This window comes from Streptomyces olivaceoviridis, from assembly GCF_014650115.1.
GTDB classification, from domain to species: Bacteria; Actinomycetota; Actinomycetes; order Streptomycetales; family Streptomycetaceae; genus Streptomyces; species Streptomyces olivaceoviridis.
Genome location: NZ_BMUI01000004.1, coordinates 254,032 through 271,021, shown reverse-complemented (window position 1 = coordinate 271,021; position 16,990 = coordinate 254,032). Strand labels below are relative to the sequence as shown.

Here is a 16,990-nt window from a genome sequence, read left to right as displayed (position 1 = left end):
GTCGTCAGTCTCCAGTGGTTCTGCGCGGGTCTTCGGGGGGAGAGAGCCCGGGGCGGGCTCCGTGAGAGTACCTGGTGAAGCCGGGGGGCTCAGTTCCAGTCCGAGTACGACGTGAAACCCGCGGTGTCGGCCGGCTGCTCGGTGACCCCGGCGAGGTCCTCCGGGAGCAGGCTCCAGACGATGACGTCCGTGCGCACCTCGGTCCAGGCGCCGACGTCGGTCCTGGCGCGGGCTATCCAGGCGTTGCGCAGGACGCCCTCGCTGATGCAGCCGATCTTCTGGGCCACCTGCTGGGAGGCGGTGTTGTCGGCGGCGGTGCGCAGTTCGAGCCGTTCGAACTTCTGGTCGTGGAAGAGCCACTGCGCGGTGGCGAGGACGGCTTCGGAGGCGTAGCCCTCGCCGCGGGCCCAGGGCGCGATGACGTAGGCGATCTGGCTGGAGCGGACGCGCCAGTCCGTGTTCCTCAGGTGCACGACGCCGACGAGCCGCTGGGTGAGGAATTCGGTGACGGCGAGGACTATGCCGCGTCCTTCGGTGCGTTCGTCCGGGGCGAGGCGGGTGATCCACCGATGGGCGTCGGCCTCGGTGTAGGGGTGGGGGGCGGTGGTCCAGGCGACGACCTGTTCGTCGTTCATCATGTCGGCCAGGGCGGGCACGTCGTCCTCGTCGAGGGGACGCAGCACCAACCGCTCCGTGCTGATGGAGATGTTGGGGAAGGTGCTCGTCATGCGCCGCTCCGTAACCTTCGGAAATTCCTCGAAAGACCGTCAGGACCGTCAGGTCTGCTGAACTGCCCAGCATGCAGCATGGAACCACTGAACCGCACGACGGGGTCCACACCCGGTGAGGGAGTGGACCCCGTGCGTCGCGAAACGCCGTGTACGTGCCGTCAGCGGCCGGTCGCCGGCAGGACGGACCCGTGGTACTTGTCCTGGATGAACGTCCGCACCTCGGGCGAGACGAGCAGCTTCGCGAGCTTCTTCACCCGTGGGTCGTCCTCGTGGCCGCGCTTGACGGCGAGGAGGTTGGCGTAGGGGTTGTCCTTCGCCGACTCCAGGAGGATCGCGTCCCCGGTGGGGCTGAGGCCCGCGTCCTGGGCGTAGTTGTTGTTGATGACCGCGGCGTCCACGTCGTCGAGCGAGCGGGGCAGCTGGGCGGCTTCCAGCTCCCGGAACTTCAGGTGCCGGGGGTTGGACGTGACGTCCGCGGGGGACGCGTCGGTGCCGGCGCCGGCCTTCAGCCCGATGACGCCGCCCGCGGCCAGCAGCTTCAGGGCGCGGCCCTCGTTGGTGATGTCGTTCGGCACGGCGACGGTGGCTCCGTCGGCGAGCTCGGTGACCTTCTTCACCTTGTGGGAGTAGACGCCCATGGGCGGCAGGTAGGGCTTGACCACGGAGACGAGGTCGGTGCCCTTGGACGTGTTGAAGTCGTCCAGGTAGGGCTGGTTCTGGTAGAGGTTCGCGTCCAGCTCGCCCTCCTGGAGGGCGGTGTTCGGCAGGACGTAGTCCGTGAACTCCTTGATCTCCAGCTTCAGGCCGGCCTTGGCGGCGAGGTGGTCCCTGACGTAGGTGAGCACCTCGCCGGCCGGGACGGCGGTGGCGCCGACGACGAGGGTGTCGTCCGTGCCACCGCCCTTGCCGGAGTCCGTGCCGGAGCCGCAGGCGGTCAGGCCGAGGGCCAGGGCCGCCACGGCGATGACGGACACGCGCATCGGTTCGGTTCCCCTCACGGCTCAGAAGGACGGGATGACCGAGCCCTGGTACTTGTCCTCGATGAACTTCTTGACCTCGGGCGAGGTGAGGAGCTTGGCGAGCTTCTTCACGCGCGGGTCCTTCTGGTTGCCCTCCTTGACCGCGAGGAAGTTGCCGTACGGGCTGTTCTTCGCGGACTCCAGGACCAGGGCGTCCTTGGCGGGCTTGATGCCGGCGGAGATGGCGTAGTTGCCGTTGATCACGGCCGCGTCCACGTCGTCCAGGGAGCGCGCGGTCTGGGCCGCCTCGACCTCCTTGAACTTGAGGTCCTTGGGGTTCTTGGTGATGTCCTGCGGGGTCGCCTCGGTGCCGACGCCGTCCTTGAGGGTGATGAGCCCGTTGGCGGCGAGCAGCTTCAGGGCGCGCGCCTCGTTGACGGCGTCGTTCGGGACGGCGATGGTCGCACCGCTCTTGAGGGCGTCGGCCTTCTTGACCTTGTGGGAGTACAGGCCGAGCGGCTCCAGGTGCACCGTGACGACGGGCGCGATGTGGGTGCCGCGCTTCTTGTTGAAGTCGTCCAGGTACGGCTGGTTCTGGAAGTAGTTGGCGTCCACCGAACCGTCCTCGGTCGCCGTGTTCGGCGTGATGTAGTCGGTGAACTCCTTGACCTCCAGGTCGAGGCCCGCCTTCTTCGCCAGCTTGTCCTTGACGAAGTTCAGGATCTCGGCGTGCGGGGTCGGGCTCGCGGCGACGACCAGCGGACCGCTGTAGTCGGAGGAGGCGGAGTCCTTGTCCGAGCCGCAGGCGGTGAGCCCGAAGGTGACGGCTCCGGCGGCGAGGACGGCGGTGGTGAACTTGGCGGTGTTACGCACGAAAAGTGCCTTTCCTTAAGGGTGGTGCGACCCCGGATCAGGGGCTGTCGGCGCGAAGCGCCGTCGTTGAGGGGTGGTGGTCGGGTGACGGGTGGGCGGACGGGGAACTCTGCGGAAGCTCAGGCGACCTTGCTGACGTCGGCCGCCGCCGGCTCCTTGGCCTTCAGCAGGCGGAGCTTGGGCGCCGGGCCCGACCGGCCGCCCCGGCTGTGCAGGGAGCGGGCCGCGAAGTCGCCGGCGAACTGGATGAGGGAGATGACGACGGCGAGGATCGCGACGGTGATCCACATGAGCTCGGTCTCGAAGCGCTGGTAGCCGTAGCGGACGGCGAGGTCGCCGAGGCCGCCGCCGCCGACGGTGCCGGCCATGGCGGAGTAGCCGATGAGGGCGATGAGCGTGGTCGTGGTGGAGGCGATCAGCGAGGGCAGGGCCTCGGGGATCAGGACCTTGCGGACGATCGTCCAGGTGTTGCCGCCCATGGACTGCACGGCCTCGACCAGGCCGTGGTCCACTTCGCGGACGGCCGTCTCGACCAGGCGGGCGAAGAACGGGATGCCGCCGATGGCGAGCGGCACGATCGCGGCGGTCGTGCCGATGGTCGTGCCGGTGACCCAGCGGGTGAAGCTCATCAGCGCGACCATCAGGATGATGAACGGCATGGACCGGCCGATGTTCACGACCTGGCCGACCACCTTGTTGGCGACGACGTTCTGGACCAGGCCGCCCCGGTCGGTGACGACGAGGAGGAGGCCGAGCGGGAGGCCGGCCGCGACGGCGATCAGGGTGGACCAGAGCACCATCGTCAGCGTCTCGGAACACGCCTGGGACAGCAGCGGCTGCATCTCGGACCAGGTCACTTGGCACCTTCCTTCACCAGCAGGGCCTCCTGGCCCACCACGTCGATCTGCAGGCCCTGTTCGCGCAGGAAGCCGACCGGCACCACGTTGTCCTCGTAGCGGCCGGGCAGTTCGATGCGCATGCGGCCGATCTGGAGGCCGCCGACGGTGTCGATGGCGGCGCCGAGGATCGATATGTCGATGTTGTAGGTGCGCGAGAGCTGGGAGATGACGGGCTGGGTGGCGGTCTCGCCGTGGAAGGTGATGTCGAGGACGGTCCGGTCGGTGCCCGTGGCCTCGCCTCCGACGGGGAACAGCGCGGCGGCCAGCTCCGAGCCCGGGGTGGCCAGCAGCTCGCTGACCGTGCCGGACTCCACGATCCGGCCCTTCTCCATCAGGGCGGCGGAGTCGCAGACCGACTTCACGACGTCCATCTCGTGGGTGATGAGCAGGACGGTCAGGCCCAGCTGCTGGTTCAGGTCGCGCAGCAGCTGGAGGATGGAGCGGGTGGTCTCCGGGTCGAGGGCGCTGGTGGCCTCGTCGGAGAGCAGCACCTTGGGGTCGCCGGCCAGGGCGCGGGCGATGCCGACGCGCTGCTTCTGGCCGCCGGAGAGCTGGGCGGGGTAGGCCTTGGCCTTGTCGGCGAGGCCGACCAGGTCGAGCAGCTCCAGCGCCTTGCGGGAGCGGGCCCGGCCGGACTGGCCGAGGATCTCCAGCGGCAGTTCGACGTTGTCCTGCACGGTCCGCGAGGCCAGCAGGTTGAAGTGCTGGAAGACCATGCCGATCCGGGTGCGGGCCCGGCGCAGCTCCCGGCCGGCGCGCGGGCCGCGCCCGGCCAGTGCGGTGAGGTCCTGCCCGTCGACGGTCACGGTGCCGGAGGTGGGGCGCTCCAGCAGGTTGACGCAGCGGATGAGCGAGGACTTGCCGGCGCCGGACTGGCCGATGACGCCGTAGACCTCGCCTTCGCGGACGTGGAGATCGACGCCGTCGAGGGCGGTGACCTCGCGGCCGCGGGAGCGGTAGACCTTGGTCAGGCCCGAGGTGGTGATCACGTGGGTTTCCGTCACTGTCGAGTGCGCGGGCGTGGGTGTGCCCGGGCACGGGTGCATGCGGTCGGCATGGAGGAAGGGATGTGCGTCTCGTACGGCCTACGGCGCACGGACATGCCACGGGTCTCGCTTCGGGGCGCGAGGCTCAGCTGATGCGGGGGCCCTCTAGAAGGCGCACATTCGACACATCAGGCGACACATACAACGAGCACCGGGCGTCAGGGTCGCCTCGGTCGCAAGGGTGCGGCAGCTCGTCGTGGTCATGCGAGAAGTAAAGCAGACGAACGGTCCTGACCGGCCGCCGCTGTCCGCATGGTGGACAGCGGCGGACAGGGGCGGCGGGATGCCCGCGGACCCGTGGTGACCTGCGCTCCCCCGTCCTTCACCAGTGCGGACAAGGCCGACGGGGACGCAGCACCGGGCCGGCGCCCGGCCCGGCCGCCCGGTGGGCTGTGGCCAATGCCACGGCGGTCGCGTCCAAGGGGCCTGGGGCGGGGCCGGGGGCGATGGGCTGTTTCCGCCGTAATAAGGTCACGGCATGCTCAATGCCCTGACGCTGGTGACCGGGGTCGCCGCGCTGTTGCTCGCCGCCTGGTGCGGCTGGGCCGCCTATCGCGACCAGCCGACGAAGGACTGGCACTTCATCGGCATGGCCGTGGTGTCGCTGCTGGCCCTGGTCCAGCTGGTCATCGGTATCGTGCAGCTGGCGCGGGGCGAGAAGCCGGAGCAGGGCACGACGATCTTCGTGGCGTACCTGCTGGGCGCGTTCGCGTGCGTTCCGGCGGCGGGCTTCATGTCGCTGGCCGAGCGGACCCGCTGGGGCTCCGTGACGGTGGCCGCCGGCGGTGTGGTGCTGGCCGTGCTGGAAGTGCGGCTCTTCGACATCTGGGGAGGCTGAGGTGACGGCGGTGCAGGAGAAGCCGGCCCGCTTGATCAGCGGGCCGGGCATGCTGCTCGTCTGGTTCTACGGCGTGATGGTGGTCGGCGCGGTGTCGCGGTCCGCGTACCAGATCTCCACGGAGTTCGGCCGGGCACCGCTCGCGTACTCGCTGTCCGCCGTGGCCGGCGTGGTGTACGGGTTCATCACGTACACGCTGGTGCGCGGCGGGGAGACGGCTCGCCGGGCGGCACTGGTGTGCTGCGCGGCGGAGCTCGCGGGCGTGCTGATCGTCGGTACGTGGACCCTGGCCGAGCCGTCCGCGTTCCCGGATGCGACGGTGTGGTCGAAGTACGGGATGGGGTACGTCTTCATCCCCGTGCTCCTGCCGCTCTCCGCGATGTACTGGTTGCGGAAGGCGTCCGCCCGCGAGGGCGCCTGAGGGGCGCCCCTTCCGGGGCGCCCGCCCTCACGCCGTCTGCGCGTACGCGCCCGCCTGCTTCTCCAGGATGATCATCTCCACGCCGTCGGCGCCCTTGGCCCTGCCGACCGTCTCGTAGCCGGACCGGCGGTACAGACGGAGGTTGCCCTCGCTGCGATGGCCGGTGAAGAGGCGGAAGCGGGTGGCGCCGCGCTCGTCCGCCAGCGCGGCCTCGGCCGTGCGCAGCAGCCGCGCGCCGATGCCGTGGCCCTGGAGGCGGGGGTGGACGCAGAGCTTGCCGATGGCCGCCGCGCCGTCCTCGGTGACCCTGCCGCGCACCGAGCCGACCACCTCGTCGCCGAGCCGGGCGACGAAGACGCAGTCGGAGGCGACCTCCTGACGGACCGATTCCAGGGTCTGCACGAGCGGGTCGATGCGGTAGTTGCCGTACAGCGCCGCCTCGCTCTGGAAGCACAGGTACTGGAGCCGGAAGATCTGCTCCGCGTCCTGCTCGGTCGCCACCGAGATGGTCACGCTCATGCCCATGTGCGCATGCCTCCCGCTCACCTGATCACCTGTCGTCGCCTACTCCTATCCCCGCGCTTCGCACGCCGCAACCTCCGGCGTGAGCAATCGGCGCAGACATCCGAGACATCTGGAACGTTCCGGGCCGAGACTGCCCTGTGAGATACCCAACTCCCCCGCGATCTCCCGGTAGGTGAGGTCCTTGGGCGAGAGCAGCGCCTCGATGAGGCGGGGGCAGCGGCCGGGCAGGCGGCGGACCGCGTCCCGCAGCGCGCGGTACCGGGCGGTGGCCAGGACGTGGTGTTCCGGCCCGGGGCGGAGGTCGTCGGCCGGGTCGGTGTCGTAGGGCCGTTCCAGGCGGGTGGTGCGGCGGGTGCGGCGGGCCTCGGCGCGGACCGCCTTGCGCAGCCAGCCGTGCGGGTCCGGCGGTGGCCCGTCGCTCTCCAGCCGCTCCAGGAGCCGGAGCCAGACGGCCTGCTCCAGGTCGCCCGGCTCGCCTCCCACGGCATATGCCTCGGCGCAGGCCTCAGCGGTGAGCAGGGGGTGCAGGGAGGCCACCAGGTCGTGCGTCATACGCGGAACGACGAGCCGCCCCGGCGGGTGGTTGCCGGGGCGGCGCGCAGTCAGCCCGAACGGAGTGCCGGGCGGTGCGGCGGTTGACGGCCGGGCCGCTGGCGGTCGTCCGGAAGGGGCCGTCAGCCCTTCAGGAAGTCGGCGCGGGCGAGCAGTCCGGTGTCGGCGTTGTCGGTGAAGACGCCGTCGATCCCGGTCGCGAAGTACGTCTTGAAGGCGCCGAAGACATCGCCGTAGGCGTCGGCCGCGGTGCCCTTGCGGTACTCGGCCGGCAGGAAGGGGTTCTCGTTCCGCATGGTGTAGGGGTGCAGGACCAGGCCGACCTTGTGCGCGTCGGAGACCAGCGTGGTCGGCTCGGCCAGGGTGCCGTCCGCCTTCTTCGGGATGACCAGGTCCAGGGTCGGGCCGATGCCCTGGGCGTAACCGGCGATCTCGCGCAGGCCCTTGGGCGTGACGAGGTCGGCGACCGTACGCGGGTCGTTCGCCTCGACGAAGTCGTACGGGCGGCTGTTCGCCGAGGAGAGCAGGACGACGAGCGGGTTGTCGACCAGCCGGTTCAGCCGCTGGATGCTGCTCGGCTCGAAGGACTGGAGGATGACCGGGGAGTTACGGCCGTCCTTGCCGTACTTGTGCAGCAGCTTGGCCACCCGCTCCTCCAGGCCGAGGCCCAGCTTGCGGAAGTACGTGGGGTGCTTGGTCTCCGGGTAGATCCAGACCTGCTTGCCGCGCTTGCGGGTCTGCTCGTCCTGCCACCGCAGGACCTCTTCGAAGGTGGGGATCTCCCAGCGGCCGTCGTAGAGGGTGTTGTGCGGCCGGTTGGCCGGGATGCGCTCGACGGCGCGCAGCGTCTTCAGCTCCGCGAGCGTGAAGTCCTCGGTGAACCAGCCGGTGGTGGGGACCCCGTCGAGCACCTTGGTGGTCCTGCGGTCGGCGAACTCCGGGTGGGAGGCGACGTCCGTCGTGCCGCCGATCTCCGGCTCGTGCCGGCAGACCAGGTGACCGTCCTTGGTGGGCACCAGGTCGCCCGCCTCGACCACGTCGGCACCCAGGTCCAGGGCCAGCTCGTACGAGCCGAAGGTGTGTTCGGGGCGGTAGCCGCTGGCACCACGGTGGCCGATGATCGTCGGCACCGGCAGGCTCTTCAGCCCGCGGCCACCGTGTCCGGCCGTGCGGGACTCGGCGGCCCGGGCGGTGCCGGACAGTCCGAGGACCGCTCCGCCCGCGCCGAGCACCGCGGCGCCGAGGAGCGCCCGCCGTCCCGTTCCCTGCGTCTGCCCGTTCGCCTGGTCGCCGTCCATGAGCGCCCTCCTGCCGCATTCGTCCATCGGTGCGGCCCGATCGTAGGGGCGTGCACATGGCGAGAGGGAGGCCCCGGTCCGAACACCCGGGTGCTGTCGGATGTCCTGCGGACGGCGGAGGGTGACGAGTCGTCGGAGGCGGCGGCCCCCGTCCGGCGCGATGTCCGTCACATCGGCGCAAGGCGGTTACGCGCCGTCCTGTGCGCGCCACCGCAGGTAAATGCGCGTCAACACTTCGTAAGACCTCGGTGAACCGGTCGTCCCCGATGTGCGCGCGGCCCGGCGCCGCGAGTAATGTCCTCACCTGCACAGACTCATATCGCCCCCTTTGACATCGGAGGACCCGTTGTCCCGCTTCGCGCTCATCAAGGCAGTGCTCGGACCGATCATGCGCCTGATGTTCCGCCTACAGGTGGAGGGCGTGGAGAACATCCCCGGCGACGGTCCGGTGATTCTGGCCGGTAATCACCTCACGTTCATCGACTCGATGGTGCTGCCGCTGGTCAGCAAGCGGCAGGTGTTCTTCATCGGCAAGGACGAGTACGTCACCGGCAAGGGCGTCAAGGGCCGGCTGATGGCCTGGTTCTTCACCGGCGTCGGCATGATCCCGGTGGACCGGGACGGGGCGAGCGGCGGGGTGGCCGCGCTGATGACCGGACGGCGCGTCCTGGAGGAGGGCAGGATCTTCGGGATCTACCCGGAGGGCACGCGGTCGCCCGACGGGCGCCTGTACCGGGGCCGCACCGGTATCGCCCGCCTCACCCTGATGACCGGCGCGCCGGTGGTGCCGTTCGCCATGATCGGCACGGACAAGCTCCAGCCGGGGGGCCGGGGCATCCCGCGGCCCGGCCGGGTCACCGTCCGGTTCGGCGAGCCCATGGAGTTCTCGCGGTACGACGGCATGGACCGGGACCGGTACGTGCTGCGGGCGGTGACGGACTCGGTGATGACCGAGGTGATGCGGCTGTCCGGGCAAGAGTACGTGGACATGTACGCCACGAAGGCGAAGGCCGCCTAGGTCCTTGCCGGGTGGTCTCCGGACCCCTCGGCGGGCCGGTGTTGTGCCGGCTGCCGTCCGCCTGCCGGTGGAATCTGCCGCCGACACATCGGGCATTCGGCCGTATCAGACGGCCATATGACCACACAACATGTCTGATTCAGACATGTCCAAACCTTCTCGGCGTACTCTGCTCCGTACCCCGGTCGCCGTCGCCGGCGCGGGATTCCTGGCAGCCTGCACCAGCTCCGGTTTCGAGCCCAGTTCCGGCCCCCAACACTCGAATGGCGGGGAGAAGTTCGTCCCGGCCGGACCCCGGGGGTACGTCAACCCGTCGGATCCGGAAGTCCTGGCCGCCGAGCGGAGACGCGGGCCCGGCCGCGAACGCGTCTTCAGCTTCACCGCCGCCGAGGCCAGACTGGACCTGGGCGGGCGATCGGTCCGCACGTGGGCGTACAACGAGGAGGTGCCCGGCCCGCTGGTGCGGGTCACGGCCGGTGACGTGCTCGACCTGACGCTCACCAACCGGCTGCCCGCCACGACCACGCTGCACTCCCACGGGGTGCGGCTGCGCTGCGACATGGACGGCGTGCCCGACCTCACGCAGCGGGCCATCCACCCCGGGGCGGACTTCCGCTACCGCTTCGTCGCCGAGCACCCGGGCACCTACCTGCTCCACTCCCACGTGGGCATGCAGCCCGACCGGGCCCTGTACGCGCCGCTCATCGTCGACGACCCCAAGGAGCCCCTCTCGTACGACAAGGAGTGGGTCGTCGTCCTGGACGACTGGCTCGACGGCGTGCAGGGCTCCACGCCCGAGGACGTCCTGGGCCAGCTCAAGCCCGGCGGCTCCATGGACATGGGGGGCATGGCCATGGGCCCCGGCCACGACGGCACGGGCGCGCACGGACCGGACGCGCACCCGTCGGGGGCCAAGAAGTCCGCGCGGAAGTCCACGGGCCCCAACCGGGTGCTGCACAACTCCCACAGCCGCATGCTGCACGGGGAGGGCGGCAGCGTCGCCTACCCGTACTACCTGGTCAACGGGCGCCTGCCCGACAATCCGTCGGTGTTCCGCTGCCGCCCCGGCGACCGGGTGCGGCTGCGCATCATCAACGCCGGTTCGGAGACCGCCTTCCGGGTCGCGCTGGGCGACCACACGATGACCGTCACCCACACCGACGGCTATCCCGTGAAGCACAAGAGGACCGACGCGCTCCTCGTCGGCATGGCGGAGCGGTACGACGTGCTGATCACCGCCCGGGACGGGGTCTTCCCCCTGGTCGCCCTGCCCGAGGGCAAGAAGGGCAGGGCCGTCGCCGTCCTGCGCACCGGCAAGGGGAGCAAGAAGCTTCCCCCGGCCGACGTCCACCCGGACGAACTCGACGGGAACACCGTCCCCGCGCGCCGTCTCCTGCCCGCCGACTCCGTGGCCCTCGGCGACCGGGACCCCGACCGGGAGATCCGCATCAGGATCACCGGCACCATGCAGAAGTTCGACTGGGGATTCGACCACAAGCCCTACTCGCCGCAGCAGCGCCACCCGGTCCGCGCCGGTGAACGGGTGCGGCTCACCCTCATCAACGCCACGGGCATGTGGCACCCGATGCACCTGCACGGGCACACGTTCTCGCTGACGGGGCTGGATGCCGTGGGGGCGCGCAAGGACACCGCGCTGGTGCTGCCGCACCGGAAGCTGGTGCTCGACTTCGACGCCGACAACCCCGGGTTGTGGATGCTGCACTGTCACAACCAGTACCACTCGGAGAGCGGCATGATGACGGTGCTCGGTTACAAGAAGTGACGTGGGGGTGGTCCCGGACCGCCTCAGCCGGTGCTCTCCAGTTCCTGGTCCCTCAGCAGGAACCAGGCCGCCGCCGACGCCGTCAGGAGGACTGCCGCTCCTGCTCCGGAGGCCAGGTGGAGACCGTGGACGAAGCTCTCCCGGGCCGCGTCCAGAAGGGCCTGTGCCCGGGACGGGGACAGGTGCGCCGCCGCCCGCACCGCCGCGCCCAGGGACTCGTGGGCGCCGGCCGGGGTGCCGGACGGGCCCGTGAAGCCGCGGTAGACGCCGGTCACGATGGAGCCCAGCAGGGCGATGCCCAGGGCGGCGCCCAGTTCGTACGCCGTCTCGGACACCGCCGAGGCCGCGCCCGCCTGGTCCCTGGGGACGCTGGACAGGATGACGTCGGCGGTCACCGTGAAGGAGAAGCCCGCACCGACGCCCACGACCAGCAGGGCGGCACCGAGGGCCGGGTAGCCGGTGGACTCGCCGAGCGTCGTCAGCGCGGCCAGGGCGACGCCGACCGCGGCCAGGCCGCCGGAGACCACCGCCCGGACCGAGAAGCGCCGGGCGACCCGGCCCGCGACCAGACCGGCCGTCACCGCGCCCACCGCGGCGGGCAGTTCGGCCAGGCCCGCCTCGAACGGGCGTCGGCCCTGGACGAGTTGCAGGTACTGGGAGAGGAAGAACACCAGGCCCGACATGCCGAGGACGGTCAGCAGGTCGGCGAGGACCGCACCGCTGAAGCCACGGCGCCTGAACAGCCGCATGTCCAGCAGCGGGACCGGCATGGTGAGCTGGCGGTGGACGAAGCCGTACAGGGCCGCCGCGCCCAGCAGGCCGGTGCCGAGGGTCGTCCGGGTCAGGCCGTGGGTGGCGGCCTCCTTGACCGCGTAGACCAGGGCGATCATGCCGACCAGCGAGAGCAGGACGCTGCTCAGGTCCCAGGGGCCCGGGTTCGGGTTGCGGGACTCGGGCAGGGTGCGGATGCCGACCAGGACCAGGATCGCCATCACCGGCAGGTTGATCAGGAAGACCGAGCCCCACCAGAAGTGTTCGAGCAGGAATCCGCCGACGATCGGGCCGACGGCCGTACCGGCGGAGGCGGTGGCGCCCCAGATGCCGACGGCCAGGCTGCGCTCGCGCGGGTCGTGGAAGATGTTGCGGATCAGGGCCAGGGTGGCGGGCATCAGGGTCGCGCCGGCGACGCCGAGCAGCGCCCGGGCCAGGATCATCAGTTCGGGTGTCGTCGCGTAGGCGTTGAGTACGGACACGGCGCCGAACGCCGTGGCCCCGCCCAGCAGGATCCGCTTGCGGCCGATGCGGTCGCCGAGGCTGCCCATGGAGACCAGCAGACCGGCGATGACGAAGGAGTAGACGTCGCCGATCCACAGCAGCTGGGTGCCGGAGGGGTTCAGGTCTTCGCTGATGTAGGGGGTCGCCAGGCCGAGGACGGTGGCGTCGACGGCCACCAGCAGCACGGCCAGGACGAGGACGGAGAGCGCGAGCCAGCGGCCCGGGCGCCTCACCGCCCCGGTCGCCTGTGCCGGCTGCACGGTGCTGGTCATGGTTCCTCTCTTCGCAGAGCGCCGCCGAGCAACAACTCGGCGATCATGGTCGGGAAGTCCCGGGAGGCCACGCGGCCGTCCAGGGTGGCCCAGGCGCAGGAGGCGATCAGTCCGTACAGCGCCTCCGTGAGCCAGACCGGGCTGAGGTCGATGCGGAACTCGCCGTCGCGCTGTCCACGCTGGAACAGGGCGCCCATCCGGGCGTCCAGGCGCTGCCAGCCCTCGTTCTGCCGGTCGCCCTCCCACAGCTGGTTCTCGCCGTAGAGGAACGCGAGCAGTCCGGCGGCCGGCTGGATCTCGCGGACGAGCCTGCGGACGGCCTCGGCGGCGGACCCCTCCTCCGGCCGGGCCCGGTCCAGCGCCCCCTCGCACTCCGCGATGCCGAGCTGCTCCAGCGCCCGCACCAGCGCGTCCCGGCCGGCGAAGTGGCGGTGCAGCGTGGCCCGGCTGATCCCCGCGGCCTTGGCGACCTCGTCCATGGTCGCGGTGGATTTGCGGGTCAGCAGGGCGGCGGCGCTGCGCAGCACGTGGTCACGATCGAGGGCCATGAGACAAGAATAGCCCAAGTGAGACATCTGTGTCTCACGATGGGCGTGGCTGCCTCATGGATGCCGTGCCGGAACGGTGTGCGTCAGTGCCAGGGGAGCTGTCCGCGCCGCTCCCAGTAGGCGCCCGGGTCCTCCGCCAGCGTGTCGAGGCGGGTCAGCTGGTCCTCATCGAGGTCGACGGCGGGGGCGTGGAGGTTGGAGAGCAGCTGCGGGACGGTCGCGGCGCCGGAGAGGACGACTGCGACCCAGGGCCGGCGCAGGATCCAGGCGAGGGCGACCGCGTCACAGCCCATTCCGGTCGCGTCGGCCACGGCCTTCAGCGCGTCCGGGGCGTGCGGCCCGGCCAGCCGGCCGTTCGCCATGCCCTCCTTGACGATCACGGTGAGCCCGGCGTCGTGCGCCTCGGCGAGGGCGGAACCGGCCGACGCCTCCAGGGCGTTGTAGGTCGACTGCACGGTACGGAAGAGGGGCTCGCCGTCGACCGTGACCGCGAGGGCGGCGCGGATGGCGTCGGCCTGGGCGGGGCCGCTGGTGGAGAAGCCGACGGTGAGGCCCTGCGCGGCGGCTTCCGCCAGCCTGGCGTGCAGGTCCTTGTCGGTGAGGGCCGGGCTGTCCGGGGTCACCGAGTGGATCTGGTAGAGGTCGAGCCGGTCGCCGAGCAGGGCGTCGGTCTCGGCGCGCTGCCGTTCGTAGGTGGCGAGGCTGTGGTCCTTGACCTCGTGCCGCTCCGCGTCGGTGGACCAGCCGGCCGTGTAGGTGTAGCCCCATTTGCTGCCGACGACCACGTCGTCGACCTCGGGGTGGGCGCCGAGCCAGTCGGCGAGGAACTCCTCGGAGCGGCCGTAGGAGCGGGCGGCGTCGAAGTAGCGGACGCCCTGGGCGTAGGCGGCGTCGAGGAGTTCGTGGGTCCGGGTGCGCAGTGCTTCGACGCTGCGGTCCTCCCCGAGGTCCTCGTCGCGGCCGAGGTTGATGTAGCCGGGGCGGCCCACTGCGGCCAGGCCGAGTCCGATGTGGCAGGTGGGGGTCGTGACTGTGGCCAGTCGCGCGAAGGGCATCGCGGGCTCCGTTCGGTCGGCTCGGTGAGGCTCGCGACCAACGTAACCCGCGACGCCCCGGTGATCGCGGTGGAGGTGCGGGGCGCTGCCCTCAGCCCTGCTTCTTCGCCTGCGCCCACTGGTGCTGACGCGCCACGTCCGCCTTGACCTCCGCGAGCTGGACGGCCACCGCGCTGGGGGCCGTACCGCCACGCCCGTTGCGGGAGGCGAGGGCGCCCGGGACGTTGAGGACGGAGCGGACCTCCGGAGTGAGGTGCGCGGAGATCTTCGCGAACTGCTCGTCCGTGAGGTCGTCCAGTTCCTTGCCCTCCGCCTCGGCGACCTTGACGCACTCCCCCGCGACCTCGTGCGCGACGCGGAACGGCACGCCCTGCTTGACCAGCCACTCGGCGATGTCGGTGGCGAGGGAGAAGCCGGCCGGGGCCAGTTCCTCCATGCGCTCGCGGTGGACGGTGAGGGTGGCGACCATGCCGGTGAAGGCGGGGAGCAGCACCTCCAGCTGGTCACAGGAGTCGAAGACCGGCTCCTTGTCCTCCTGGAGGTCGCGGTTGTAGGCGAGCGGCAGGGCCTTGAGGGTGGCGAGGAGCCCGGTGAGGTTGCCGATCAGACGGCCGGACTTGCCCCGGGCCAGCTCGGCGATGTCCGGGTTCTTCTTCTGCGGCATGATCGACGAGCCCGTGGAGAACGCGTCGTGCAGCGTGACGAAGGAGAACTCCTTCGTGTTCCAGATGATGATCTCCTCGGCGATCCGGGAGAGGTTCACGCCGATCATCGCGGTGATGAAGGCGAACTCGGCGACGAAGTCGCGGGAGGCTGTGCCGTCGATGGAGTTGGCGGCGCTGCCGTGCTCGAAGCCGAGGTCGCGCGCGACCGCCTCCGGGTCCAGGCCCAGGGAGGAGCCGGCGAGCGCGCCGGAGCCGTACGGCGACACGGCCGTCCGCTCGTCCCACTGGCGCAGCCGCTCGGCGTCCCGGGTGAGGGACTGGACGTGGGCCAGGACGTGGTGGGCGAAGAGCACCGGCTGGGCGTGCTGGAGGTGGGTGCGGCCGGGCATCGCCACGTCGGGGTGGGCCTCGGCGAGGCCGATCAGAGCGTCCTGGAGGTCGGCGATCAGGCCGCCGATGATCCGGGCGTGGTCGCGCAGGTACATCCGGAAGAGGGTGGCGACCTGGTCGTTGCGGGACCGGCCGGCACGGAGCTTGCCGCCGAGGTCGGGGCCGAGGCGCTCCAGGAGGCCGCGCTCCAGGGCGGTGTGCACGTCCTCGTCGGCGATCGTGCCGACGAAGGTGCCGGCGGCCACGTCGGCTTCCAGCCGGTCGAGTCCGGCGAGCATGCGCTGGAGCTCGTCGTCGGTGAGGAGTCCGGCCGTGTGCAGCACGCGCGCGTGGGCCCGCGAGCCGGCGATGTCGTAGGGGGCGAGCCGCCAGTCGAAGTGGACGGACGCGGACAGCTTCGCCAGGGCCTCGGCCGGACCGTCGGCGAAACGGCCGCCCCAGAGCCGTACGTCACCGCTGTTGCTGCTCACTTGCGTTGCTCCTCGAAGCTCTAGGTGTGCCACCGCCTCCCCACCTTTCCAGGCGAGGAGGCGGCTGTCAGGCTGATGCGTGTGAGGTGAACCCGTGCGTGTGACCCGTCGGGGTTACGCCAGGTCCCGCTTGGCCGCGATCTTCGACGACAGGCTGTAGATGTCGATGAAGCCCTTGGCCGCCGACTGGTCGAAGGTGTCGCCGGTGTCGTAGGTGGCGAGGTTGAAGTCGTACAGGGACTCCGTCGAGCGCCGGCCGGTGACGACGGCACGGCCGCCGTGCAGGGTCATCCGGATGTCGCCCGTGACGTGCTGGTTCGCCTCGTTGATGAAGCCGTCCAGGGCGCGCTTGAGCGGGGAGAACCACTGGCCGTCGTAGACCAGTTCGCCCCAGCGCTGCTCGACCTGCCGCTTGTAGCGGGCGAGCTCGCGCTCGACGGTGACGTTCTCCAGCTCCTGGTGGGCGGTGATCAGGGCGATCGCGCCCGGAGCCTCGTACACCTCGCGGGACTTGATGCCGACGAGGCGGTCCTCGACCATGTCGATCCGGCCGATGCCCTGGGCGCCGGCGCGCTCGTTGAGCTGCTGGACGGCCTGGAGGACGGTGACGGGCTTGCCGTCGATGGCGACCGGGACGCCCTCCTTGAAGCTGATGACCACCTCGTCGGCCTCGCGCGGGACGGCCGGGTTGGAGGTGTACTCGTAGATGTCCTCGATCGGGGCGTTCCAGATGTCCTCCAGGAAGCCCGTCTCGACCGCGCGCCCGAAGACGTTCTGGTCGATGGAGTACGGGGACTTCTTGGTGGTGGCGATCGGGAGCTGCTTCTCCTCGCAGAAGGCGATCGCCTTGTCCCGGGTCATGGCGTAGTCACGGACCGGGGCGATGCACTTGAGGTCGGGGGCGAGGGCGACGATGCCGGCCTCGAAGCGGACCTGGTCGTTGCCCTTGCCGGTGCAGCCGTGGGCGACCGTGGTGGCGCCGTGCTTCTTGGCGGCGGCGACGAGGTGCTTGACGATCGTCGGCCGGGACAGCGCGGAGACCAGCGGGTAGCGGTCCATGTAGAGGGCGTTGGCCTTGATCGCCGGGAGGCAGTACTCGTCGGCGAACTCGTCCTTGGCGTCCGCGACCTCGGCCTCCACGGCGCCGCACGCGAGGGCGCGCTTGCGGATGACGTCCAGGTCCTCGCCGCCCTGGCCGACGTCGACCGCAACGGCGATGACCTCGGCGCCCGTCTCCTCGGCGATCCAGCCGATGGCGACGGAGGTGTCCAGACCGCCTGAGTAGGCGAGTACGACGCGCTCGGTCACGGGTTTCTCCTCACAGTGCATTCGCTGACATGCATGAGTATGCAGAACTCTGCATGATTCGTCA

At 70.7% G+C, this 16,990-nt stretch carries 17 protein-coding genes; 4 read left to right on the top strand and 13 right to left on the bottom strand.

The annotated features are described in order from the left end of the window. Positions 1 to 89: 89 nt before the first annotated feature. The 5 genes from IE273_RS10425 to IE273_RS10405 form a co-directional block, all read right to left on the bottom strand. Positions 90 to 728: a GNAT family N-acetyltransferase gene (locus IE273_RS10425; protein WP_189814857.1), complete on the bottom strand. Its 639-nt coding sequence runs from the start codon at positions 726 to 728 to the stop codon at positions 90 to 92. 161 nt (positions 729 to 889) lie between these two features. Then, on the bottom strand, positions 890 to 1,711 hold the full coding sequence (locus IE273_RS10420) for a MetQ/NlpA family ABC transporter substrate-binding protein (protein ID WP_189814856.1): 822 nt from the start codon (positions 1,709 to 1,711) through the stop codon (positions 890 to 892). A gap of 21 nt (positions 1,712 to 1,732) precedes the next feature. Continuing rightward, positions 1,733 to 2,563 carry a MetQ/NlpA family ABC transporter substrate-binding protein gene (locus tag IE273_RS10415; RefSeq protein ID WP_189814855.1) on the bottom strand — a complete coding sequence of 277 codons (831 nt, stop codon included), beginning with the start codon at positions 2,561 to 2,563 and terminating at the stop codon, positions 1,733 to 1,735. A 119-nt stretch (positions 2,564 to 2,682) separates the two neighbouring features. Beyond that, on the bottom strand, positions 2,683 to 3,420 hold the full coding sequence (locus IE273_RS10410; protein WP_014671590.1) for a methionine ABC transporter permease: 738 nt from the start codon (positions 3,418 to 3,420) through the stop codon (positions 2,683 to 2,685). After that, positions 3,417 to 4,508, bottom strand: a complete 1,092-nt coding sequence (locus IE273_RS10405) for a methionine ABC transporter ATP-binding protein (protein WP_308437032.1) — start codon at positions 4,506 to 4,508, stop codon at positions 3,417 to 3,419. Before IE273_RS10405 ends, IE273_RS10410 begins: the two co-directional genes overlap by 4 nt. A gap of 478 nt (positions 4,509 to 4,986) precedes the next feature. On the opposite strand from IE273_RS10405, the gene IE273_RS10400 reads away from it, so the two are divergent. Together IE273_RS10400 and IE273_RS10395 are read left to right on the top strand one after the other, a co-directional pair. Next, positions 4,987 to 5,346 (top strand): hypothetical protein, encoded by a 360-nt coding sequence (locus IE273_RS10400; protein WP_014671592.1) that lies wholly within the window; start codon positions 4,987 to 4,989, stop codon positions 5,344 to 5,346. Between the two features lies 1 nt (position 5,347). Then, entirely contained in the window at positions 5,348 to 5,767 is a 420-nt protein-coding gene (locus tag IE273_RS10395) for a hypothetical protein (RefSeq protein WP_189814853.1), read from the top strand. A gap of 27 nt (positions 5,768 to 5,794) precedes the next feature. Here IE273_RS10395 and IE273_RS10390 read toward each other — a convergent pair whose 3' ends face one another. The 3 genes from IE273_RS10390 to IE273_RS10380 all read right to left on the bottom strand — a co-directional run bounded on the left by IE273_RS10390 (position 5,795) and on the right by IE273_RS10380 (position 8,142). Further along, complete coding sequence (locus IE273_RS10390; RefSeq protein ID WP_189815008.1) at positions 5,795 to 6,292, bottom strand: GNAT family N-acetyltransferase; 498 nt, start codon at positions 6,290 to 6,292, stop codon at positions 5,795 to 5,797. Between the two features lie 45 nt (positions 6,293 to 6,337). Continuing rightward, the gene (locus IE273_RS10385) at positions 6,338 to 6,844 is read right to left on the bottom strand and encodes a sigma-70 family RNA polymerase sigma factor (protein ID WP_189814852.1); all 507 of its coding nucleotides are present in this window, start codon (positions 6,842 to 6,844) and stop codon (positions 6,338 to 6,340) included. A gap of 122 nt (positions 6,845 to 6,966) precedes the next feature. Then, positions 6,967 to 8,142: a glycerophosphodiester phosphodiesterase gene (locus IE273_RS10380; protein ID WP_189814851.1), complete on the bottom strand. Its 1,176-nt coding sequence runs from the start codon at positions 8,140 to 8,142 to the stop codon at positions 6,967 to 6,969. A 328-nt stretch (positions 8,143 to 8,470) separates the two neighbouring features. Between IE273_RS10380 and IE273_RS10375 the strand changes: the two genes are divergently transcribed. Together IE273_RS10375 and IE273_RS10370 are read left to right on the top strand one after the other, a co-directional pair. Next, complete coding sequence (locus tag IE273_RS10375; protein ID WP_189814850.1) at positions 8,471 to 9,160, top strand: lysophospholipid acyltransferase family protein; 690 nt, start codon at positions 8,471 to 8,473, stop codon at positions 9,158 to 9,160. A 145-nt stretch (positions 9,161 to 9,305) separates the two neighbouring features. Next, positions 9,306 to 10,943 carry a multicopper oxidase family protein gene (locus tag IE273_RS10370; protein ID WP_189814849.1) on the top strand — a complete coding sequence of 546 codons (1,638 nt, stop codon included), beginning with the start codon at positions 9,306 to 9,308 and terminating at the stop codon, positions 10,941 to 10,943. A 23-nt stretch (positions 10,944 to 10,966) separates the two neighbouring features. Here IE273_RS10370 and IE273_RS10365 read toward each other — a convergent pair whose 3' ends face one another. The 5 genes from IE273_RS10365 to IE273_RS10345 all read right to left on the bottom strand — a co-directional run bounded on the left by IE273_RS10365 (position 10,967) and on the right by IE273_RS10345 (position 16,926). Continuing rightward, positions 10,967 to 12,490, bottom strand: a complete 1,524-nt coding sequence (locus tag IE273_RS10365) for an MFS transporter (RefSeq protein WP_189814848.1) — start codon at positions 12,488 to 12,490, stop codon at positions 10,967 to 10,969. After that, complete coding sequence (locus tag IE273_RS10360) at positions 12,487 to 13,038, bottom strand: TetR/AcrR family transcriptional regulator (protein WP_189814847.1); 552 nt, start codon at positions 13,036 to 13,038, stop codon at positions 12,487 to 12,489. The genes IE273_RS10365 and IE273_RS10360 overlap by 4 nt, the downstream gene beginning before the upstream one ends. Positions 13,039 to 13,121: 83 nt before the next feature. Then, the gene (locus IE273_RS10355) at positions 13,122 to 14,093 is read right to left on the bottom strand and encodes an aldo/keto reductase (RefSeq protein WP_189814846.1); all 972 of its coding nucleotides are present in this window, start codon (positions 14,091 to 14,093) and stop codon (positions 13,122 to 13,124) included. A 91-nt stretch (positions 14,094 to 14,184) separates the two neighbouring features. After that, a complete protein-coding gene (gene argH, locus IE273_RS10350) occupies positions 14,185 to 15,618 on the bottom strand; it encodes an argininosuccinate lyase (RefSeq protein ID WP_189814845.1) in 1,434 nt (477 codons plus the stop codon). 114 nt (positions 15,619 to 15,732) lie between these two features. Further along, on the bottom strand, positions 15,733 to 16,926 hold the full coding sequence (locus tag IE273_RS10345) for an argininosuccinate synthase (protein ID WP_189814844.1): 1,194 nt from the start codon (positions 16,924 to 16,926) through the stop codon (positions 15,733 to 15,735). Between the last annotated feature and the right edge of the window lie 64 nt (positions 16,927 to 16,990).